Source organism: Lacticaseibacillus jixiensis, from assembly GCF_042847315.1.
In the GTDB taxonomy this organism is placed as follows: domain Bacteria; phylum Bacillota; class Bacilli; order Lactobacillales; family Lactobacillaceae; genus Lacticaseibacillus; species Lacticaseibacillus jixiensis.
In genome coordinates this window covers 153604-174311 of sequence record NZ_BAAFPR010000004.1, presented here as the reverse complement: position 1 = coordinate 174311, position 20708 = coordinate 153604, and the positions used below count along the sequence as shown (strand labels likewise).

Annotated in this window: 19 protein-coding genes; 11 read left to right on the top strand and 8 right to left on the bottom strand. The window is 52.8% G+C overall.

All coding sequences use genetic code 11. The features are described from left to right. Positions 1-61: 61 nt before the first annotated feature. Positions 62-1381: a Fic family protein gene (locus ACGG90_RS04140; RefSeq protein ID WP_390406220.1), complete on the bottom strand. Its 1320-nt coding sequence runs from the start codon at positions 1379-1381 to the stop codon at positions 62-64. A gap of 229 nt (positions 1382-1610) precedes the next feature. Here ACGG90_RS04140 and ACGG90_RS04135 point away from each other — a divergent pair, with 229 nt between their 5' ends. Continuing rightward, positions 1611-2513, top strand: coding sequence for a proline-specific peptidase family protein (locus tag ACGG90_RS04135; protein WP_390406217.1), 903 nt, complete (start codon positions 1611-1613; stop codon positions 2511-2513). A gap of 177 nt (positions 2514-2690) precedes the next feature. After that, positions 2691-3554: a hypothetical protein gene (locus ACGG90_RS04130; RefSeq protein WP_390406216.1), complete on the top strand. Its 864-nt coding sequence runs from the start codon at positions 2691-2693 to the stop codon at positions 3552-3554. A gap of 52 nt (positions 3555-3606) precedes the next feature. Here ACGG90_RS04130 and ACGG90_RS04125 read toward each other — a convergent pair whose 3' ends face one another. Beyond that, the gene (locus ACGG90_RS04125) at positions 3607-3846 is read right to left on the bottom strand and encodes a hypothetical protein (RefSeq protein ID WP_390406214.1); all 240 of its coding nucleotides are present in this window, start codon (positions 3844-3846) and stop codon (positions 3607-3609) included. 110 nt (positions 3847-3956) lie between these two features. Here ACGG90_RS04125 and ACGG90_RS04120 point away from each other — a divergent pair, with 110 nt between their 5' ends. Together ACGG90_RS04120 and ACGG90_RS04115 are read left to right on the top strand one after the other, a co-directional pair. Continuing rightward, positions 3957-4616 (top strand): histidine phosphatase family protein, encoded by a 660-nt coding sequence (locus tag ACGG90_RS04120; RefSeq protein ID WP_390406212.1) that lies wholly within the window; start codon positions 3957-3959, stop codon positions 4614-4616. Between the two features lie 174 nt (positions 4617-4790). Continuing rightward, complete coding sequence (locus tag ACGG90_RS04115) at positions 4791-5501, top strand: hypothetical protein (protein WP_390406209.1); 711 nt, start codon at positions 4791-4793, stop codon at positions 5499-5501. Between the two features lie 145 nt (positions 5502-5646). Here ACGG90_RS04115 and ACGG90_RS04110 read toward each other — a convergent pair whose 3' ends face one another. Both ACGG90_RS04110 and ACGG90_RS04105 read right to left on the bottom strand, forming a co-directional pair. Further along, positions 5647-7458 (bottom strand): FtsX-like permease family protein, encoded by a 1812-nt coding sequence (locus ACGG90_RS04110; protein WP_390406207.1) that lies wholly within the window; start codon positions 7456-7458, stop codon positions 5647-5649. A 9-nt stretch (positions 7459-7467) separates the two neighbouring features. After that, positions 7468-8229, bottom strand: a complete 762-nt coding sequence (locus tag ACGG90_RS04105) for an ABC transporter ATP-binding protein (protein WP_390406205.1) — start codon at positions 8227-8229, stop codon at positions 7468-7470. A gap of 223 nt (positions 8230-8452) precedes the next feature. Here ACGG90_RS04105 and ACGG90_RS04100 point away from each other — a divergent pair, with 223 nt between their 5' ends. From ACGG90_RS04100 to ACGG90_RS04075, 6 genes are all read left to right on the top strand, one after another. After that, positions 8453-10096, top strand: a complete 1644-nt coding sequence (locus tag ACGG90_RS04100; protein ID WP_390406202.1) for an APC family permease — start codon at positions 8453-8455, stop codon at positions 10094-10096. Between the two features lie 964 nt (positions 10097-11060). Continuing rightward, the gene (locus ACGG90_RS04095) at positions 11061-11549 is read left to right on the top strand and encodes a flavodoxin family protein (protein WP_390406200.1); all 489 of its coding nucleotides are present in this window, start codon (positions 11061-11063) and stop codon (positions 11547-11549) included. Beyond that, positions 11542-12336: an ABC transporter ATP-binding protein gene (locus tag ACGG90_RS04090; RefSeq protein WP_390406197.1), complete on the top strand. Its 795-nt coding sequence runs from the start codon at positions 11542-11544 to the stop codon at positions 12334-12336. The genes ACGG90_RS04095 and ACGG90_RS04090 overlap by 8 nt, the downstream gene beginning before the upstream one ends. Next, the gene (locus tag ACGG90_RS04085; protein ID WP_390406195.1) at positions 12333-13307 is read left to right on the top strand and encodes a FecCD family ABC transporter permease; all 975 of its coding nucleotides are present in this window, start codon (positions 12333-12335) and stop codon (positions 13305-13307) included. Before ACGG90_RS04090 ends, ACGG90_RS04085 begins: the two co-directional genes overlap by 4 nt. Next, positions 13304-14278: a FecCD family ABC transporter permease gene (locus tag ACGG90_RS04080; RefSeq protein ID WP_390406192.1), complete on the top strand. Its 975-nt coding sequence runs from the start codon at positions 13304-13306 to the stop codon at positions 14276-14278. The genes ACGG90_RS04085 and ACGG90_RS04080 overlap by 4 nt, the downstream gene beginning before the upstream one ends. A gap of 9 nt (positions 14279-14287) precedes the next feature. Further along, positions 14288-15220: an ABC transporter substrate-binding protein gene (locus tag ACGG90_RS04075; RefSeq protein ID WP_390406191.1), complete on the top strand. Its 933-nt coding sequence runs from the start codon at positions 14288-14290 to the stop codon at positions 15218-15220. A 398-nt stretch (positions 15221-15618) separates the two neighbouring features. Here the strand turns inward: ACGG90_RS04075 and ACGG90_RS04070 are convergent, their stop codons facing one another. Next, entirely contained in the window at positions 15619-15816 is a 198-nt protein-coding gene (locus ACGG90_RS04070; protein WP_390406189.1) for a hypothetical protein, read from the bottom strand. A gap of 1097 nt (positions 15817-16913) precedes the next feature. Here ACGG90_RS04070 and hflX point away from each other — a divergent pair. Then, a complete protein-coding gene (gene hflX, locus ACGG90_RS04065) occupies positions 16914-18191 on the top strand; it encodes a GTPase HflX (RefSeq protein WP_390406186.1) in 1278 nt (425 codons plus the stop codon). Positions 18192-18247: 56 nt separating this feature from the next. Here the strand turns inward: hflX and ACGG90_RS04060 are convergent, their stop codons facing one another. From ACGG90_RS04060 to ACGG90_RS04050, 3 genes are all read right to left on the bottom strand, one after another. Next, complete coding sequence (locus tag ACGG90_RS04060; protein ID WP_390406183.1) at positions 18248-19309, bottom strand: iron-containing alcohol dehydrogenase family protein; 1062 nt, start codon at positions 19307-19309, stop codon at positions 18248-18250. Between the two features lie 201 nt (positions 19310-19510). Beyond that, on the bottom strand, positions 19511-19879 hold the full coding sequence (locus tag ACGG90_RS04055; RefSeq protein ID WP_390406180.1) for a hypothetical protein: 369 nt from the start codon (positions 19877-19879) through the stop codon (positions 19511-19513). 108 nt (positions 19880-19987) lie between these two features. Then, positions 19988-20680 (bottom strand): EAL domain-containing protein, encoded by a 693-nt coding sequence (locus ACGG90_RS04050; RefSeq protein WP_390406178.1) that lies wholly within the window; start codon positions 20678-20680, stop codon positions 19988-19990. Positions 20681-20708 lie beyond the last annotated feature (28 nt).

Genomic DNA, 20708 nt, shown 5'->3' with positions numbered 1-20708 from the left:
CTTCACGATTCCGCATAACAAGGAATCGTGAAGAGGGCCATTGGTGTATTTAGCTTTATATTTACTTTGGATTGGGTAAGATCTTGTCCAACACGGCTTGGCTTAGCACATGCTGGAGGGGTTTTCGCAACACACTGTCGATCAAGCCAAGTTGCTCAAGTTGCTCAAGATTGCGTTTCGTCTGGGCCTTGGGAATCGACTTGCGATCTCGTTTCAACACTTCCTGGATATCACGGTCTTGGATACCATAAGTCACACTTTCCGTAAACAAGTATGATTGCAACAACACATACAGGATTTCTTTCAACTCATCATCAAGCTCTGGATAAGCCTCATATAGCCGCTTGGTGGTTGTTTTCAAGCGTTCTTTGGAGGCTTGAAGTTCGGCGACGACATCGCGTTGTCCGCTTTCGATAATGCGTAACATTCCTTCTAGAAAGAAGGTCAATTCGGCACGATTCTCGATATTATCGGCTTCTTGAAACAGCTTGTAATAAATCGATAAATTATTGTGAATGGCCGTAGAAACTGAAAGGCCGGTGAACGGATCAAGCTTGCTGGAAAGATATGATGACAATAAATATCGTCCCGTACGACCATTACCATCTGCGAAAGGATGTGTATTTTCAAACATGAAGTGCGCAATGACCGCCTTCTCAATGGGCACATAGTCATCATTGTTCATAAAACCGATCAGTTGCTCCAGCGCCTCCTTGATTTGCACTTCATGGACAGGCGGAATGTGCACCGCTCTCGTCGCTGTGCCAATGAAGGCGAAGGTATCTCTGAATAACTCTCCATCCGGCATTTGTTGCGGTGCTATTTCACCTTTGAGGAGCTCATTATAAATATCTCTGAAGTCGCTTAACTGCGTGATTTTTCTCATCCGGGCTGTGACTGAGTCGTTGTATTTACGGATGGTCGACTCCAGTCGCTTGTCCGATTTGCCTTGGTTTTGACGAAGATTGCCGATAATTGTCCCGATTTCTTGGGGATTGGTTTGAACGCCTTCAATTTCATTGGTAAAGATGATCTCATTGCTCAACAACTTCTTGAGATAACTATTGATTGCAACATTCGGCAAGCCCTGACTGTGCGCCAAATTTAAGATCGTCATTGAAAGCCGCTGGATCCGATTGACGAGTAAATTAATATTGCGCGTTTCCACGAAAAAAATGGGAAATTTCGCCAACGATACGCCTCGACGCTCAATCGCGGCGTTATCCAACAGATTCACATCCACCAAAGCCGGATACAACCGCGTGATAACAGTCGAAGGCCAATCAAGTCTTTGTTGATACTCAGCATCAATTTGGCTCACTGTTTTCCTGCCGGTACCGTCGTTATTATACTTAAATCTGCTTAGCGGTAAATAGCTCATTGCTGGCGTCCTCCATATTTCTAATATATCTAGAATATGCCATTTAAGCGTAAGATTTTCAACTTCTATTTTTTGAAAACGTCGATTTCGAAAAATAGAGTCAAAAAATCATGCTGACTATGTTTCAAACATCAGATATTCGCGACTTAAGTTCAGCAGCTGATCACGCCCTCCCGTACCCTGAAAGATAGTGCTACAATAATAACATCTTATGAAAGCGGTGATTGTAATGAAACAAGGAACCACGATCCTCACCTTGGATAATGGCTACCACCTGTGGACCAACACCCAAGGCCAAGGCGACATTCACTTGTTATGCCTGCATGGCGGCCCTGGCGGCACCCATGAATACTGGGAAAACTTCGGTGAAGAACTTGCTGATCTTGGTGTACAAGTGCACATGTATGACCAACTCGGCAGTTTCTATTCCGATCAGCCTGATTATTCCGACCCGGAGAACCAGAAGTACTTGACTACCGATTACTTCTTGGATGAAGTCGAAGAAGTCCGCCAAAAGCTTGGGCTTGACCACTTTTACCTGATCGGGCAAAGCTGGGGCGGCGCACTGGTGCAGCTGTACGCCTTGAAGTACGGCCAACACCTCAAAGGCGCCATCATTTCCAGCATGGTCGACAACATCAATGAATACCTTGAACATGTTGAACTGTGCCGTGAAGAGGCGCTGCCGCCTTCTGCTGTGAAATACATGAAGCAAGTCGAAAAAGCCGGCAACTGGGACGACCCGCAATACCAGAAATATGTCGACATTTTAAACGCCGGCTATGTGGATCGCAAGCAGCCGCCTGCCATCAGCCATTTGATTTCCACCATGGCCACTGATGTTTACGGCGCCTTCCAAGGCGACAACGAATTTGTCGTGACTGGCAAGCTTAAAGACTGGGACATTCGCGATCAGATCCACAACATCACAGTACCAACGCTGTTGACTTTTGGCGAACACGAAACCATGCCGATGAAGTCTGCCCAACGCATGGCCGAAGACATTCCGCATGCGCGCTTGGTCACCACCCCCAACGGCGGTCATCACCACATGATCGACAACGCCCCCGTTTACTTCGCCCACTTGAAGCAATTCATCAAAGACGTCGAAACCGGCAACTTTAACGATTAATTCACCCAGGCTGTAATCGCAAGCGGTTGTAGCCAATCAGATAAATAGCTGTCCCTCACGATTCACGATGAATCGCAGGGGACAGCTATTTGCGTGACTTGGCGCTGCTTGACGAATTATCTCTCGCGTTGTTTGGGTAGCAAGGCTTATAATCAAGGTGGAAATGGAGGGGTTTACATGAAGAAGACGCAATGGCTCGTTGTCCCGGCAATCGCCTTGGCTTTACTGGCGGCAGGATGCGGCAACGACAAGAGTAAAGATTCCACCAGCAGCAAAATCACCAGCAGTCAATCCAGCAAAACCAAGCAAACGACCAAAGCCTCAAGCACCGCCGCTTCATCCAGCAAAGCGGCAAGCACCAGCACCAAGGCAACCGCTGCTTCATCCAGCAAAGCAGCAGCGCCTAGTGCTGCATCAAGCACGGCCAAAGTATCAGTTTCGCGCTTGACCAGCTTGAACCAGCAGCTTAAAGCCGCCTTGCCTGGGGCCTTGTTGCCAAGCACTTATCCGACCAACGCCACGCTGAATGCCAGCTACACCGGCAACAGCAGTCACTACGCAATTTACTACAACCCTGGCAGCACCGCTTTGGCGTTCAATTCCAGCCAAGTTGGTGACAATGCCGCCGCAATCAAGTTAACCAAGCAAACTTACGCCACGGTGCAGGCCGCCGAAGCGCAAATCAACTATCAACCGGTTGACGCCGCCAACGCCAGTGTCGACATCGGCGACAACTTAAAGGCCGAGCAGCAAGGCGCCGCCGGCTCGACGTATCTCACCTGGCAAGAAGGCCGCTGGTCGATCACGGTGCAAGCCATCAACCAGTTCCATGAATTGCCTTTGCCTTTGGCCAAGCAAGCTACCGCCTTGTTTAGCAAGTTCGCTTTGCCGATTCCTGCCGGCCATGGTGCTGTGACTTTGCGGGTGAACACCGGCAACTTGCGGCTGAACACGATTGCTTGGCGCAGCGGCAACATCCTGTACACCGCCAGCGGTACCGACGCCATGACCTTGCTGACAGTGGCCACCAGCTTGAAATAAGCGCAAAACGGCTATGTCCCTTGGCGGACATAGCCGTTTTGATTTGGTTAAATTATCGTCTGCGGCGAGCGCGGCGCTTGGCCAACACCAAGCGCAAGTCATAAACCGCCACTAACGCAAAAATCACCGCCAGGATAATGGCGCCGAGTTGATGCTGATCCCACAGTTTATACACCACATAGCCCCCGCCGGCTAATGCGACCACCGCGCTGCCGAGCCAATAGCTGCTGGAGCCGGCAGCAGCTGATTGTTTGGCGGAAGATTGGGTGAGTTGTTGCCACCATTTATGCATGCACTGTCCCCCTCGTTGTTGTTTCTTTCAGTGTACCATACCGCAAGCGCTTTAGTCTGGTAGACGCGTGTGCTAAACTGGAGGCAAACGACGCGAAGGGGCAAACTATTATGAAAACAGTCACGGTATATTTAGTACGTCATGGTCAAACCTGGTTCAACCGCTTTAATCGGATGCAAGGTTGGTCGGATTCGCCATTGACCGAACAAGGCATGGCCGATGCCCAAAGAGTCGGCGGCGTCTTAAGCCACATCACCTTCACCCACGCTTATTCCAGCGACACAATGCGCGCGTCTAACACCGCCCGCGAGATCTTGGCGCAAAACCTCAACAGCAACGTTGAGCTGACCATCACGCCTTTTTTCCGCGAGCAGTTCTATGGCTATTATGAAGGTGAAGACTCAGGCAAAACTTGGTATGCCGTCGGCGCGCCGCATGATGCGCCAAGCTTCAAGGCCATCATCAGCAAATACGGCGTCGATGCTTCCAAAGACTTCACCCATGAAGCCGATCCCTTCGGCGCCGCAGAAGACGCGTTGACCTATTGGAATCGCCTGCAGAAAGGCTTCAAGCTCTTGCGCATGCAAAATCAAAACGGCGACAACGTGCTGCTGGTTTCGCATGGCACCACCATTCGCAGCATTGTGGATAAATTCGGCAAACAAGACGGCTTCGTGGTCACCGAAGCGCCTAAAAACGGTTCGATTTCCAAGATCCAACTCACCGATGAAGGCATCAAAGTGCTGTCATATAACCAACTCGAATTATAAACCATGCCTCATCGCCCAAGCGGCGCATCACGTCGCCTGGGCGTTTTTGTGCGGCATTTGCAACCGCCTTGGCCGCTGCTGGCCTGGTAATTGACAAGCCAGCGGTCATTGGATGCAATCACACACGAATTGTTCTATAATGATGTTAACGTTAACATTTACAGGAGGCCCATCATGCTAGTTCAACTTGATTCTTCGCTCGCGCAGCCACCCACAGCCGCTGGTACGCTTGATGACGTGACTTTTGCCATTGCACCTAATGTTTCAACCGATCAGCCGCTGGTCGCTGCGCTGCTGGCAAACGGCGCCGCTTTAGTTGGCAGTTGCGACGACTTGGCCCAAGCCGTGGCGCAGCAGCAAGTTGATTGCGCAGTCGGCATCGATGCCGCTGGTTCCTTGCGCAAACTTGCCGCTGCCAGCAACGTTTTTGCCTTGCGCACCAGTGTGGCTGAAGGCTTTGATGCGCCAGGCTTTGTCGCCGGTGACGTCGATATTTTCCAGAAGCTGGTGAGCGGGTTGTTGCCGGCAAGCAGCTGGCACTCGCTTCAATTGATCGGCAAACCTGCCCCTGCCCAACAAGCCCAGCTCGCTGAGGCCTTGACCCAATTGCGGCAAGGCCCAAACGACGCCGCCGCTGCGGTGCAAGCCGCCTGGCAAACCAAACTCAACCATGATTTGAAAAAAGCTGTCATGCCATTGCCAACAGTGGCTGATAACGCAGAAGATTCGGCTTGCTTGTTGGCTTTAGCCGAATTGGCGCGCTGTCCGCAAGTGACCATCCCCACCGACGAGGGCAGCCGTTCCTTCATTGGCCCTAACGCAAGCGACGCCGCATTGGCCGCTTATGCCATCCATCGGGTGCTGGTGCACACTGGCGACTGCTGAAATGCAAAAGTCCTATAGTCGCGTTCCATCAAGCAACGCCAAGTAACGCAAACGGCTCTACGCCGCGATTCAAAGTGCAGAATCGTGGCGTAGAGCCGCTTGCGTTATTGGCTAAAACCGCTTGATGTCCCAGCCTGCATGCCGATCAATCTGTGGCGATGTCCTTGCTGATGACAATACTTTCATACAGCCACACCGTGAGGAAATAATACACGATGTACAACAGGATGAAGATGCCAAACGGTACCAGCAAGTTTTCATAAGGATGACTCAACAAGGTATTAAACAGCTGCAAGCCAAACAACACATGCACCACGCCTAACACGCCGGGAAACAGGAACAACGCCCCGATTTCTTGACGCACTGAGCGGCGCAACAGCCCTGGCCGCACGCCGATTTTCTGCAGCATTAAGTAGCGGCTGGCGTCAAAACTGGCGCCGCTTAAGATCTTAAACATCAACGTCGATGCCAACATCGCCAAAAACGCAATGCCTAAGAAGAAGCCCATGAACGCAAAGCCTGAAAACATTGAGTTGATCAGCGCATAAGTGGTCAGCTTCTGGCCGGTTTGATCCATGCTGGTGATGTGGTATTGCTTGTTTTGCGCAGTGACCAGCTTGTCGATCACGTCATAATTGGCGGCAAAATCATGCAGCTGATAGGTCGTCACCGTGCGCGTGGCGCCTGGCAGCTCAGCAAATTGCGCATGCGGCAGCACTTTCAGCTGCCGATTGCCATCGGCAGGGACGCGAAACTGCAGCAATTGCCCACTAGAAGCTTCAGTGGCGAGCTTGGCGAAATTAGCCGCCGTGGCGCGCTGTTTCTTTACGTCGCCGTTGTTGAAGTTCATGAATTCCAGCGGGTGCTTGGCCAATTGAGCCGCGTCAAAATACACATTTTTGGCATCGCGCTTTTGGGTGTAGGCGACTTTGGCCTTGACGCCTTGCAGCTTGTCGGCTTGCGCTTGCACTGCAGCATTGGGGGCGATGGTGACCACATCATAAGCGGTTTGTTTAGCGGCAAGTTCAGGGATTTCGTGTTCAAAACCCAACCCCACGGTGATGGCGCCTAAGGCCAAGGCAAACAGCATCGCCACTACCGATAAGATCTTGGTGTAATCGCGAATGCGAAAGCTTAACTGGCTCAAGGTGAAGGTGCGCAAGCCTTTGGCAGCGAAACGCTGATCGCGCTTGAGCATGCCCACGGCCCACACCAATAGCGAGTTAAACAAGAAATACGTGCCTAAAACAATCGTCACCAACGCAATGCCAATGGCCATGATCTGTAAAGTCGCCAACTGCTGCATCGACCAATAACCAATCGCCAGCAACACCACTGCCAACACGGCTTGAATGATGCGGCCTAAAGGCTTTTGTTGGATGCGGTTCGGCGTGGTGTCAGCATGCAGCAAGGTCAACATCGGCGTTTTCAACAACTTGCCGGCGTTAAAGAATGCCGCCACCACAAACATCGCAATGAAGAAGCCGAAAGTCCAGATAACCGCCGGCAGCCAGAACACAGCAAAATGCGTCGCTGGCGCATGCAGCATCGAAATCAACAAGTTGCCTGCCACGCCAGTCAGCGCCATGCCGATCACAGAACCGACGATTGTGGCCAACAAGCCCACGCTGACAGTTTCAATGAAGATCAGCTGGGCGATTTTGTGGCTTTTGGCGCCAAGCATCATGAACATCGCGTAATCACGCTGGCGCATGCTCATCAAGAAGTTGTTGGCATACACGATATAAACCATCGTGATGATCACCAACAGTACTTCCCCAAAGCCAAAAATCAGCGTTGTCATCCCCACCGGCGAGTTGCTGGTCAAGAATTTGGTGTTGGTGGCCAAGGCCATAAACATATAAAACACGGCACTGGCGATCACCAGCCCGGAAAACAACACGGCATAATCGCGAAAGCGCGAGCGAATGCCGCCTAAGGCAAGTTTACGTAACATAGCGCCCTCCTATTTGGTCTGAAATGTCCCTAATGTCGCCAAGATTTCTTGGTAGAAATCACTTTGTGACTTGTCGCCGTGCACCAATTCCTGACCGATTTGGCCGTCTTTGATAAACAAGATGCGCTTGGCATAGCTGGCAGAGAACGGATCATGGGTCACCAACAGGATCGATACGCCTTGTTCTTGATTGAGCTTGGTCATCGTGTCCAACAATTCCTTGGCTGATTGCGAATCCAAGGCGCCGGTAGGTTCATCCCCAAACAAAATCGCCGGATTCTGCACCAAGGCGCGAGCGGCGGCGACGCGCTGTTTCTGCCTGCCGGATAATTCTGTTGGGTAATGGCTAAGCACCTCTTGAATACCTAAAGTCGTGGCGATCTTCTCCACTGCGGCGACTTGTTTGGCATGCGCCACGTTTTGCAGCGCCATGGGCAAGGCGATATTTTCTTGCGCCGTTAAGTTCTCCAACAAGTTGAAGTCTTGGAAAATGAACCCGACTTCCTTGGCGCGAAAATCTGACAACTGGTTGCCTTTGAGCGCCGTCACGTCTTGGCCGTTGATGGCGACTTGGCCGCTGGTCGGGCGATCCAAAGTCGACAAAATGTTCAATAAAGTGGTTTTCCCAGAGCCGGATGCGCCCATGATGCCGACGAATTCGCCTGGCTGTACCGAAAAGCTGACGCCTTTCAAGGCTTGGTATTGCTTCTCATTCTTCTTGCCGTATGTTTTGGTCACGTCTTTGACCATGACCACTGGTTGGTTTTGCATCAGTTTATGCCTCCATGAATTTCGATAGTCTTATCTTAACGTATAAACTGCCTGCAGAAACGAACATTTCCTTACGATTCTGTAAGCTGGCGTATTTGCAAGCCAGACAAAATCCGGTAGAATAGTTCAGTTATCTCATCGAACAAGGAGGCGCTCATGGTTCAAAACAAAGCCCCAGGTGCATAAGTGGCGGCTGTCACTGAAGCATTGTGGAGGAGCAAACATGCAAGAAGAAAAGAATAAGCAATACATTCCCTGGCTGATCGTGGGGTTGATGGATTTTGTCACCGTGATCGGCTTTGACGATATTATTTATAACTTTCAAAACCAAGGTCTGGTCGCCGTCACTTCTTGGGTGATCATGACCATTTTCTATGTGATCCCTTATAACTTGATTGTTGCACACATGGGCTCGACATTCGGGTCGCTAGGCGGCGGGATCACCAGCTGGATGCGCCAAACTAACGGCGACACCGTCGGGTATTTCGCCGCGTGGTTCTATTGGATCACCGGCTTGCCTTATGTCGTTGACGTCGCCAATTCCGTGGTCATCTCTTTTGGCTGGATCAAAAACGGCAACGGCAACATTCAAGACAACTTAGGCAACGCCTGGTTTGGCATCTTAACTGCCGTGGTGTTTGTGGTGTTCATTTGGCTGCAGCACTTCTTTAAGAACAAGTCGCTTGAAGTGATGTCCACCATTGGCGGCGGGGCAATGTTTATCATGACGGTGTTGTTTGTGGTGATGACCTTCGCTGGTTTAGCCCATGGCAACCCTATCGCCACGCATCCGTTTCACTTCTCAAGCTTCATGCCCAAGAACTTCTGGAGTTTGAGCTTCTTGTCGACGTTTGGCTTGTTCGTGTTTGCCATGAACGGTTCAGAACTGGCCGCCCCTTACACCGCCGACATGAAACACCCCGCCAAAGACTTCCCCAAGGCGTTGAAAATGATTGCGATCATGACGATGTTCTTGACGCTGTTTGGCACCTTCTCTTTAGGCGTGTATTTCAACGCCCATCACCTGCCGAACGACTTGAAAATGAACGGCTCGTATTACGCCTTTCAAGCCATCGGTAAGCAATTCGGCATGGGCAACAGCTTGATGTACCTGTTTGCTGTGGTGCAAGGCATTTACATGCTGGCCCAGTTAGCGGTGATCTTAGACGCTTCCACGCGGGTGTTCTTATCGGATGTGGCCAAGCGCTTCATGCCGCGCCAGCTCACCAAGAAAACCGCCGATGGCCTGCCGATCAACGGCTACTGGCTGACGACGATCATCTGTGCAGTGATCATGGCGTTAGGCGGGATGCTGCCGGAGATCAACGATATTTTCAACTGGTTGTTGAACCTCAACGGCATCGTGTCGCCATTCTCCACTTGCTTCTTGTTCTGGTCTTATATCATGGTGCGCCGCCATGCGTCGCGCTTCCCGACGCCAGAATACAAGTTCATCAAAAACGATAAGCTGGGCTTTATCGTCGGCTTGTGGATGCTGGTGGTCACCTTCTTGTTGGCGGTGTTAGGCTTCTTCCCGACTGACGCCAACAGCAAGACTTTCGCACTGATGCTGACGCTAAACATTGTGGTGCCGATCGGCATGGTGGTGTTAGGCTTCATGATGCCTTGGATCGCCAAGCGCCAAGCCAGCGGCAACGCCTTTGGCCGCAGCAGCTGGTGGGTGTTCACCGCGGTGTTGATCGTCGCGTTGGTATTCTTGGCTTCTAAAGGGATCTTGTTGTCGCTGTTGCCGCATGCCGCCGCAGCTTTGCGCTACGGCAGCGTGGTAGTGGTCGATGTGGCGTTAGTCGCATTGATCTTGTATATGACCCGTAACGGGCGCAATGGGACTACTGATCAAGTTTAATGATGCAAACACCAAGTCACTCGGGCTTGGTGTTTTTTGTACCCCAGAGCGGAGTGGCGCGCTCTTAGCGGGTCGGGTAGCCTAGCTATCGTGATTGGGGCGCACTTTGCCCCGAGCACGATAGCGTAGCTAGCCGCACCCGCGTTGCGCCACGCAGCTCGACGAAGACCCCAGAGCGCAGCAAAGCGCACTTAGCGGTGGATATAAGGCGGGATGACATTTGGGCGTACTGTGCCCAAGTGGCGTCACGACTTATATCACGCCGCGTTGCTTTGCGGAGCTCGACGAAGACCACAGCGTATAAAGCGAGGACTTGATCAAGGCGTGGTTTGGTCAAGCCCGGACAGGGGCTGCTGCGGCGCGCGGGGCCAACAAGACGGCGCAGGCGGTGCGGCCGGTTCCAACCGCGCTGAGGAGCGCGCGTTTTCCACCTAACTTTTGAGCTTTGCACTCGCCTGCGGCTCGCCTTGCAAATCTCAAAAGTTGCCGCGATCAGCACAGAAAGCCAAGCACAGCCCGCTTGTCTTTGTGTGCTGATCGTTTCACGGCCTGACCGTCTTGTTGGCCCCGCGCCCCTCCGCAACCCCTGTCCTCCATAGTCGTATCAAGATCATGATCGGCTTGAGTAACTTGCCTTGACTGATCACTAGTTAAACATTATCGATGAACAGACAACATCATGTTTAACTAGTGGCATAAATTTGCAACGGAAAAACACATGACTCATGACGTCAGTTGATGATCGAGAAATCGCCGTTAAATTAGAATGAGTATCATTAAGTCACGCACAACTGTTATTCAACAAAATTAGTTGTCTTTTTCTTTGAATGCTGATATTCTAGGCGTAGCAAGGGATGTGAGCGTTGTCGCAGCATTTTTCGCCGATCGACGCGCTTGTTTCTCTCAATAAATTGCCATATAATTCACACTACCTTGTAATTTTATGACGTAAGGAGCTGGTGTTATGCAGTGGGGATTCATCAATGGCAGTCCCAATGCCAACGGTCACACCGCCAAATTGGGCCGACATTTATTAGCTGATCAAGCGGTCACTGAATGGCCGCTGGTGAATTATCACCTTAATCAACTCGGCCAACACGCTGACCAAGTGGACGATTTTGCCAATTTGATCCATGAAATCGCCCAAGTCGATGCGCTGTTGATCGGCACACCAGTGTATTGGTCGGACATGACCGGCTTGTTGAAGACTTGGCTGGACCGCTGCACGCTGGTTAAAGCCGAATTCACCAAGCCCATCAAGCTTTACGCCTTGATCGACGGCACCCAAGCGCCGGCGCAAACCGCACCTGGCATTGCCCCGGCGATCCAGCAGCTTGGCGAATTCTTGAACATGACTTATCAAACCAGTTTCATCATCGACACCAGCATCGTCAAACGGCCTAGCGACTATCCACAAGCGCTGGCCGCTTATCAGGAGGCGCTCCATGACTGACGCAATCAGCGGCTCGCAGCTTACGATCGGCTACGGCAAAAAGGTGATCATCAATGATCAAACCTTACATATCCCTGCCGGCAAAATCACCGGCTTAATCGGCCCTAACGGCAGCGGCAAGTCGACGCTGCTTAAAGCCATCGCCGGCATTGAACCGTTGATAGGTGGCAAATTGTTTTGCGGCAAGCAAGACATGGCGACCTTGCCGGCCAAAAGCCGCGCCCAGGCGCTGGCTTATTTGGCCCAAGCGCCGGATGTGCCAGGCGATTTAACAGTGGCGGCATTGTGCAAGCTGGGACGGTATGCGTATCATCGCGGTTTTTTTGGCAAAGACCAAGACGAAGACGCCCAGATCCGCTTGGCGATGCTGCAAGCCAAAGTCGCCGAATTTGCCAATCGGCCGCTGGCCAGCTTATCCGGCGGCCAGCGTCAACGCGCTTTTATCGCCATGACTTTGGCACAAAATGCCCCAGTGATCATGTTCGATGAACCCACCACTTACTTGGACCTCACCCATCAATTGGATGTGCTGAACTTGATGCAAGCGCTGAATCGCGACAATGGCACAACCATCGTGGTGGTGCTGCATGATTTGAATCAAGCGGCGCGCTATTGTGACCACTTGATTTGCGTACATGATGGTGTGATCGTGGCCAACGGCACCCCAACTGAGGTGTTGACTGCCGAATTATTAGCTGACGTCTTTGAAGTCAGCGCCACTTTAGTCACCCCAGCTGACTGTGACTATCCGCAACTGCTTAACGCACAAACCTTGGTGGCGCAATGAAACACACCAGGTTATGGGCCCTGAATACCGGGCTTGTGCTAGGTTTAGGCGTGTTGTTGCTGCTGGGACTGGCGGCTGGGGTACATTGGTATGCACCGACGCCTTGGCTGGGCAGCCAATTGGCCCAACAGATTCTTTGGACGATTCGCCTGCCGCGGGTGCTGTGCGCGGCGCTGGTCGGCGCCTTGTTGGCTTTTTCCGGGCAGTTGATGCAAGGCTTGGCGCGCAATCCCATTGCCGATCCGGCGATTTTAGGCGTGAATGCCGGCGCCACTTTGGCGTTGATGCTGGGCGCGCTAGGCGGCGTGGCGTTAACCGTGATCAACACCTTGTGGCTGAGTTTGTTAGGCGCGGCAGTGACTTTTGTGATGGTATTGGGCTTGGCAATGCGGCGCGGGGGCTTGGATATCTTGCGCTTCATCTTAGGCGGTACGGTGTTGTCGAGTTTGATCACCTGCTTGGCTTATGCGGCAGGCTTGTTGACCAACAGCACCAGCCAGTTTCGCAACTTGCTGGTTGGCGGCTTTGCCAACGCCACGCCGGCGCAAGCCACGGTGCTGCTTGGCGCCGCGGCGGTGATTGTGATCATTGCCGGGTGCTTTCATAAAGAATTGTCGCTGATGGTCTTAGATGATGCCACTGCCGCCAGCTTAGGCATCGATCCCAACCGGGTGAGATTGCTGGCTGCCGCGTTAGTCGTGCTGTGCGCCGGCTTAGCAGTGGCAGTGGCTGGCAACATCGGCTTTGTCGGCTTAGGCGTGCCGCAAGTGATTGCGTATGTGCATCCGGATCGCTTCGAGCGCAACATCGCACCAACGATGCTAGGCGGGGCGTGTTTCATGTCAGCCATGGATATCTTGGCCAAAACGCTCACGGCCCCGAATGAGTTGCCGCTGGCGGCGTTAAGTGCAATTTGCGGCGGCGCCTTCTTGTTTGCTGTGATTTCGCGGCCTAAGGGGGTGCGCTTATGACCCGGCGTTGGCTTTGGCCGATGATGGTGGCAGTCGCATGCGCTTTGGCGATTGGCTTGTTGGCCCTTGGCGACATTCACTTAAGTTTGACCCAAGTGGCCGGCGCCTTATTTGGCGGCAGTGACCGCATCGCTAACTTAGTAGTGTGGCGCATGCGCCTGCCTTACTTGGTCGCCGCTTGCATTGTCGGCGCTGGGTTGGCCACCAGCGGCATGTTGCTGCAACAACTCACCCATAACCCGCTGGCTGATTCCAGCTTACTTGGCGTCAACGCCGGGGCCAGCTTAGGGGCGGTGTTGTTGATCGCCGCCAGTGCCCGCTGGTCGGGGCTGTCAGTGCAGCGCTGGCTGCCGCTGGCCGTCGTCCTTGGGGCGTGTTTGGCGCTGCTGACCGTGCACCAGCGCCAATCAGGCAGCCGGTTGCAATTGTTGTTGCGCGGTGTGGCATTGACTGCCATGCTCAACGGCGTGATCTTATTGTTGCAGCTGAACATGAACACCTTTGATTTTGAACGCGTGTTGGTGTGGCTGTCAGGCAGCTTCTGGAATGTGGACTGGGCGTTTCTGCGCGGCTACGGCTTGGCGCTGTTGGCCTTATTGGTTGTTGTGGCCGGCTTGATTCGGCCTTTGGAAATGCTGGTGTTAGGCGACGCCATGGCCATCAGCGCCGGCGTAGCCATGAGGCGGTTGCGCTTGGCAGTGTTGGTATTGGCCATTGCCACTGCTGCAGTAGCGGTAGCTGTCGGCGGCGCCATTAGTTTGGTAGGCTTAATGGCCCCCAACATTGCCAAGCGCATGATCGGCAGTCATTTTGCCGTGCGCTGGCCGTTAAGTATCTTATTAGGCATCATCATCATGTTAGGTGCCACCATTGTCGCCAATAACTTGTTTCTGCCGGCCACGCTGCCGGTGGGGCTGGTGGTCGCGGTGATCACCATGCCTTACTTCTTGTTGCAACTCTTTCACGAATAGGAGAAGACCATGCACATTCGAACATTCATTATTGCCGCCGCGGCAACTCTACTGCTAGCTGGCTGTGCCCCAAAGCATACGACTAGTTCTCAATCAGCGACGCGCACCGTCACCACTACCGCCGGCAAAACGCAGATCCCTGCGCACCCAAAGCGCGTAGTTTCAACCGTATACACCGGTGAATTGCTCAGCTTAGGCGTGCCGGTGGTCGGCTCGACGCAAATGGATCTGCAAAACCCCTGGCTGAGCAAATCCGCCACTAAGGGCATCAAAGACCTGGGCAATGCGATGAACCAAGAAGCGATTTTGAAACTCAAACCAGACTTGATCGTCACCTCTAACGAAGCCGACGTCAAGAAACTCAAAGCCATCGCCCCAGTGCTGTACATCCCCTACGGCAGCACCGGCGACATGTATCAAACCTTGACGACATTCGGCACCTGGTTTGGCAAAACCGCACAGGCCAAAACCGTCGCCGCTGACCTTAAGGCCACGGCCAAAACCGCTGTGACGCAGCTCAAAGCCGGCGGTATCGACCCGGCAGTCACGACTGTCTCCTTCTTTGACATTCAAGCCAGCAAGCTATATGTCGACGGCGCCACTTGGGGCCGCGGTGGCAACGCCATCGTCACAGCGATGGGCTTTAAGCTCAACGCCGCCAGCCAGAAAGTCGAAGTCGGCACCGGCTACAAACAGATCTCCACCGAATCGCTAACGACTTACGCCGGCGACTGGATGTTCTTCTCCAATACCACCACTACCGCCAACGGCAACGACCAAGCCATCAGCGACCTCAAGCACAACGCTGTGTGGCAGCAATTGCCTGCCGTCAAAGCCGGTCACGTCGTCGCCTTGCCTTTCACCAAAATGTACTATTATGATCCTGCCGCGATCAAAGGCCAGATCAAACTTGTTGCCAAGACGATGCTAAAACAACAGTAACCCGGCGGAACTACCATGGCTGGTTCGGCACGCTATTGTCACGAATTAGTGCTTCACGTTATCATGTTGATGTACTAAAAAGACGTGGTGCTGGTAACACCACGTCCGGCACGCCGCTTAAAGAGCGGTGACCTTTCGATTGGGTTATACAACCACGTCTACTCGGTGAAAAGTATTAATGACGTGGTTTTTTTCTTATGCTTTCCTTTTTGCTTGCGCCGCTTCCTTGCACCTGAGATGTGCTGATTCGGCACGCTATTGCCACAAAATAGCACATCATGGTATCATGTCTATGTACAAAAAAGACGTGGTGCTGGTAACACCACGTCCGGCACGCCGCTTAAAGAGCGGTGACCTTTCGACATCGTAATTAAACCACGTCTACTCACTCAAAAGTATTAATGGCGTGGTTTTTTCTTATGCTTTCCTTTTCGCTTGCGCCGCTTCCTTCCGTCAGCAGTGCCCGCTTGCCACGTTGTTCTAAGATCGAACAACTTAGACGTGATGGTAATCAATCCGACAATGGTGTCAGCATGATCGCCAATCAGGCGGCAGGCGGTTGCGAGGACGTTGAAAAACACGTCCAGGATATACATAGAGGCGCTCCTTTCCCAGATTTTGTGATTCCCATGCTTCCATAGGCATCAGCTCCCTTCTGGCAATCGAAGGCCACCGCGCATTAAACTTCGTGCCTAAATATTGTATCAGACGTCTAGGATTATGTATATAGGCGCAAAAGATTGAATAATTAATATACTATTAACACTAATTACATCATCATAAACGACTATTTATTGACCAGATGCATTGTGTAATCTGCTTATTTTGTGCTGCACGATTCGCTATCCTGATTCAGATACCAGAGGCCAGGTGTTGCGTAGGTGCGTGGTGCGGCAAGCCGGTCAGGCCGTGAAACGATTAGCACAGCAAGACAAGCGGGTTGTGCTTGGCTTGCTGTGCTGATCGCGGCAACTTTTGAGATTTGCGAGGCGAGCCGCAGGCGAGTGCAAAGCTCAAAAGTTAGGCGTAAACCACGCGCACTTTGCGGGGTTGCAGCCGGCCGCACAGCCAGCGCCGGCTTGCCGCACCACGCGCCGAAGCAACACCTGGCCGGGCCTGAGCAAGTCCGGACTTTTCACGCTGTGGTCTTCGTCGAGCTGTGCAGCCCAACGCGATTGTGTATAAGCCGTGACGCCGCTTGGGCCAAGTACGCCCAAACGTCATCCCGTCTTATACACATCGCTAAGACCGGGCTGCTCCGCTCTGGTTTCTTCGTCGAGCTGCGTGGCGCAACGCGGCGTGATATAAGTCGTGACGCCGCCAAGGCAAAGAGCGCCTTTGCGTCATCCCGCCTTATATCCACCGCTAAAAGCGCGCCACTCCGCTCTGGTTTCTTCGTCGAGCTGCGCAAAGCAACGCGGGTGCAATTAGCTACGCCCCCGTACTCGCGGCAAAGTGCGCCGCAAGCACGAGGGCTAGGCTAATTGACCCGCTAAATGCGCTTTGCTTCGCTCTGGTTTATCTTGGCGTGGTGGAAGCACCATGTTACACTTAAGACAATAACGCGAAGGGAGCGTGATCCGCATGCGCTTGAAGATTGCCATTTTAGGCAGATAGCCACTTATCGCAGGCTCGCGGCGCCACCGCGGCAGCTGGGCTGCCGTTTTTGTGTGCACGAGCAAAAGGAGCATTAATGCAAGATTTACAACCACAACCTGAGAAAGTCATCATCGCCGGCATCAGCCGCGGCCGCGATGATTTTGAATACACCATGACCGAACTGGTTGAATTAGCCAAAGCCAATAATTATGACGTCGTCGGCGAAGTTCGCCAAAACCTCGACCGCTCTACTGCCGCGTATTATTTTGGCAGCGGCAAAGTCGCCGAGATCAAAGAACTGGCTGACGCTTCAGACGCGCCAACTGTGCTGGTTAACGACGAATTGTCGCCATCACAACTGCGCAACTTGGAACGCGAAATCAAGCACCACATCATCGACCGCACCCAGCTGATCTTGGAAATTTTCGCCAACCGCGCCAAAAGCAAAACCGCCAAGACCCAAGTTGAAATCGCCCAGCTGCAATACGCTTTGCCGCGCTTGCATCCCAGTGCCAACAAGCTGGATCAGCAAGGCGGCGGTGGCGGCTTAGCCAACCGTGGGGCCGGCGAAACCAAGCTGGAAATGGACAAGCGGGTCTTAAACAAGCGCATCAGCCACTTGCGCCAAGACCTCAAAGACGCCGACATCGGCGAAGAAGTCCGCCGTGCCAAGCGCAAGGCCAACGAATTGCCGACAGTGGCCTTAGTCGGCTACACCAACGCTGGCAAGTCCACCACCATGAACGGCTTGTTGGAACTGTTCTCCGACCATCCAGAAACCAAGCAAGTGTTTGAGAAAGACATGCTTTTTGCCACGCTGGATACCTCAGTGCGCCAAATCAGCTTGCCTGACAAGCGCAAGTTCTTGTTGTCTGACACTGTCGGCTTCGTGTCTAAACTGCCGCATACGTTAGTTGACGCCTTTAAAGCCACCTTAGCCGAAGCGGCTAACGCGGACTTATTGATCCAAGTGGTGGATTACTCAGACGAGCATTATCAAGACATGATGCAAGTCACCCAAACCACTTTGGAATCCATTGGCATCACCGACATCCCGATGATCGTTGCTTATAACAAAGCCGACAAACGCGAAGGTGCGACTTATCCTGAGATCAATGGTGACGATTTGATTTATTCGGCCAAAGACCCTGCGAGCTTGCAGAAGCTGGTGGATTTGATCAAAGCCCACGTTTTTGCCAATGACCAAATCAACACTTACTTGGTGCCTTTTGACCAAGGGCAAGTCGTGGACTTCATCAATCGCGAAACCAGCGTGCAAGCCACCGACTACACCCCAGAAGGCACGCGCTTGACCACCACAGTCAGCCAGATCCAAGCTGGTCAGTTGCGCAAGTTCCTCGTTGAAGAATAATTCCCAGACCCGCAAACAGCGCTGCTTCACATCTGAAGCAGCGCTGTTTTTGTGAATTATTGGGCTTCAACCAAGCGCATCGCTTGTACGACTTGCGCCGGCGTGATGTCGGGATCGATCAGCTTGAAGCTTTCGGCGTCACTGGCGGCAGTTTCTGCCACCGTGGCCAGCGCTTCATCGATATGTTCGGTGATGTTCAGATCCGCCAGCTTCATCGGCAGTCCTACCGCGCGATAGAAAGGCAAGATTGCTTGGATCTCATCAACTTTGCCTTCATGCGCCAGCTGCACCAAAATACCATAGGCGACTTTGCTGCCATGCAACAATTCATGGGTTTCGCTGAGATGCGTCAAGCCGTTGTGGATCGCATGGGCCCCGGCTTGGCGGCCGTCAGCAACCCCGAAGCCGCCGGTGGTACCGGCAATGCCAATGATGCTATCGGCCACATCGGTGAACGCCGGCGTCACCACCCCTGAAGCCAGCGCCTGCAAGGCCGCAGGCGCTTGGGTTTTCAACGTGGCAAAAATGCTTTCAGCCACGGCTTTGGCCACTCGGGAAAAGGCCGGCAGTGAATCCGTGCGGTCTTTGGTCAAGCCCACTAATTCGTACCACTTGGCCAAGGTGTCGCCAATGCCGGCGACAAAATAATCATGCGGCGTAGTCAAAATCAAATCCCAATCCACCACCGTCGCGTAAGGCGCTTGGGTGAAATAAGCCACGCGCTTGAAACTGTGATCAGGATTGTAAATCGCCCCGATCGGCGTGTAAGGCGCACAGTTGGAAGCCAACGTCGGCACGCACACAGTCGCCGCGTGCAATACCTCAGCGGCGTCTTTGGCGGTGTCTAAGACGCGCCCGCCGCCGATGCCGATCACACAATCGGCGTCAGGTGCCGCTTGAGCGATCCGCGCGGCGTCTTCATCAGAAGCGGTGCCGTCGTAGCGATACAGCGGATAATCGAGTTGCGGCCCCAGCTCAGAAAAAGCGGCATACGATTTCTCGCCAGTGACAATGATCGGCTTGGCAAAAGGCGCCAATAACTCTGGCAGTTGCGCCAATGCCCCGGTGTGGTTAATGTAACGGTTGGTGCCAGGTCGGATCTCAGTAGTCAAAGACATGATTATTCTCCCTCTCATAGTTTTCTCATGTTGTTATGAATACCCTACCAAAAATTGAGAGAAAGTCAATTACTATTTGTGATTTAGTGAATTTGTAATGAGATTTGACTCATTATTTTCTCATGCATCGTCGCGATATCGCTACCTGTTGACATAATAACAGCCGGCTGCTAACAGCAACCGGCTGAATCTCATGCTAAATTATTGCTGTGGTGCATTGAACGCCTTCAACCCGGCTAACGCCAAGGCGCCGCCAACGATCACCACAATGCCGCCGGCCCAGCCGAGAAACGGGATCAACGCGACCCCGCCGCCAACCACCAGCAGCACATCAGGCGCTTGCTTAACGCGGGCATCGCCTTTGTAATACACCAAGCCGATGATCCCCAGTGCCAACACCGCGATCTTAACCAGCGTCAGCACAGTAGAAACCCCGCTCGTACTGCCGCTGGTGCCGCCTGCAATGTCAGACACTGCCCCGCCGGTCAACAGAAACGGTCCCAGCAGCAACAACACGCCGCCGATCAAGCCGACGATTCCGTTGGTCATCAACAAACCCTTTGTCTTCATCCATTTCTCCTCCAATACAAATAATAGCAGCACCGCGGCCGCCCGCTGTGCTGCTATTATTGTCCCAAGGATCGTCAAAAAACGCAAAGAATTCGCAACAGCCTCACCCTAACCTGCCGTCAAATCCCGCGGTATCGCCATAAAATGCGGTGTGCCAAAGTAATAACCTTGCACAAAATCCGGGCAGAAATCTCGAATCAGCGTCAAATCATCAGACAATTCCAAACCTTCCAGTGTAAACACTTTGCCTAACTGCAGCGCGCGTTTGCGCCAATGGGTGACTTCGGCTGCGATTTGCGCTTGAGGTTGGGTTTTGCGGACATTCTGGATGGCGTATTTGTACTCACTGACGTATGGATCAAGGGCTTGGACCAAATCACCGACGTTCTCACCAGTCCCCACATCATCCAAGCACACCAACAAGCCTGCGCCTTGATAGGCCTTGGCGCTTGTGACCAGATCCGCCAGGGCCACGGCTTTGGTGTCATCCCCGTGCCGCTCGGTCAATTCGATTCCCAATTTAAACGGCAAGGTACGCTTAACATCTTGCAGAAGCTGCAAGTATTCAGGCTGAACAAATTGCGATTGATCAAGATTAAACGCCACGAACTCTAAGCCATCAGGCATCGCTGCCAACGTCTCATTCAATAATGCACTCATTTGCACCGGATCGATCAAGCTGATATTATCCGGCAGCCGCCAAGGGCCGCCTGGAAGCTTCTGCTCTCGTAAGAATAATTCATACCCGGAAAGTTTCTTGGTTTTGATGGAAAATTGTGCTTGTCCCCATAATCTGATCATTATTATCTCGCCGTATCCCTCGGCGCCC

Excerpts from the sequence above, each read along its gene's own strand:
- ACGG90_RS04135 (WP_390406217.1), top strand. The coding sequence starts at position 1,611 with ATGAAACAAGGAACCACGATCCTCACCTTGGATAATGGCTACCACCTG.
- ACGG90_RS04075 (WP_390406191.1), top strand. The coding sequence starts at position 14,288 with ATGCACATTCGAACATTCATTATTGCCGCCGCGGCAACTCTACTGCTA.
- hflX (WP_390406186.1), top strand. The coding sequence starts at position 16,914 with ATGCAAGATTTACAACCACAACCTGAGAAAGTCATCATCGCCGGCATC.
- ACGG90_RS04060 (WP_390406183.1), bottom strand. The coding sequence starts at position 19,309 with ATGTCTTTGACTACTGAGATCCGACCTGGCACCAACCGTTACATTAAC.
- ACGG90_RS04140 (WP_390406220.1), bottom strand. The coding sequence starts at position 1,381 with ATGAGCTATTTACCGCTAAGCAGATTTAAGTATAATAACGACGGTACC.
- ACGG90_RS04055 (WP_390406180.1), bottom strand. The coding sequence starts at position 19,879 with ATGAAGACAAAGGGTTTGTTGATGACCAACGGAATCGTCGGCTTGATC.
- ACGG90_RS04085 (WP_390406195.1), top strand. The coding sequence starts at position 12,333 with ATGAAACACACCAGGTTATGGGCCCTGAATACCGGGCTTGTGCTAGGT.
- ACGG90_RS04070 (WP_390406189.1), bottom strand. The coding sequence starts at position 15,816 with ATGTATATCCTGGACGTGTTTTTCAACGTCCTCGCAACCGCCTGCCGC.
- ACGG90_RS04125 (WP_390406214.1), bottom strand. The coding sequence starts at position 3,846 with ATGCATAAATGGTGGCAACAACTCACCCAATCTTCCGCCAAACAATCA.
- ACGG90_RS04100 (WP_390406202.1), top strand. The coding sequence starts at position 8,453 with ATGCAAGAAGAAAAGAATAAGCAATACATTCCCTGGCTGATCGTGGGG.
- ACGG90_RS04130 (WP_390406216.1), top strand. The coding sequence starts at position 2,691 with ATGAAGAAGACGCAATGGCTCGTTGTCCCGGCAATCGCCTTGGCTTTA.
- ACGG90_RS04110 (WP_390406207.1), bottom strand. The coding sequence starts at position 7,458 with ATGTTACGTAAACTTGCCTTAGGCGGCATTCGCTCGCGCTTTCGCGAT.
- ACGG90_RS04115 (WP_390406209.1), top strand. The coding sequence starts at position 4,791 with ATGCTAGTTCAACTTGATTCTTCGCTCGCGCAGCCACCCACAGCCGCT.
- ACGG90_RS04050 (WP_390406178.1), bottom strand. The coding sequence starts at position 20,680 with ATGATCAGATTATGGGGACAAGCACAATTTTCCATCAAAACCAAGAAA.
- ACGG90_RS04120 (WP_390406212.1), top strand. The coding sequence starts at position 3,957 with ATGAAAACAGTCACGGTATATTTAGTACGTCATGGTCAAACCTGGTTC.
- ACGG90_RS04105 (WP_390406205.1), bottom strand. The coding sequence starts at position 8,229 with ATGCAAAACCAACCAGTGGTCATGGTCAAAGACGTGACCAAAACATAC.
- ACGG90_RS04080 (WP_390406192.1), top strand. The coding sequence starts at position 13,304 with ATGACCCGGCGTTGGCTTTGGCCGATGATGGTGGCAGTCGCATGCGCT.
- ACGG90_RS04090 (WP_390406197.1), top strand. The coding sequence starts at position 11,542 with ATGACTGACGCAATCAGCGGCTCGCAGCTTACGATCGGCTACGGCAAA.
- ACGG90_RS04095 (WP_390406200.1), top strand. The coding sequence starts at position 11,061 with ATGCAGTGGGGATTCATCAATGGCAGTCCCAATGCCAACGGTCACACC.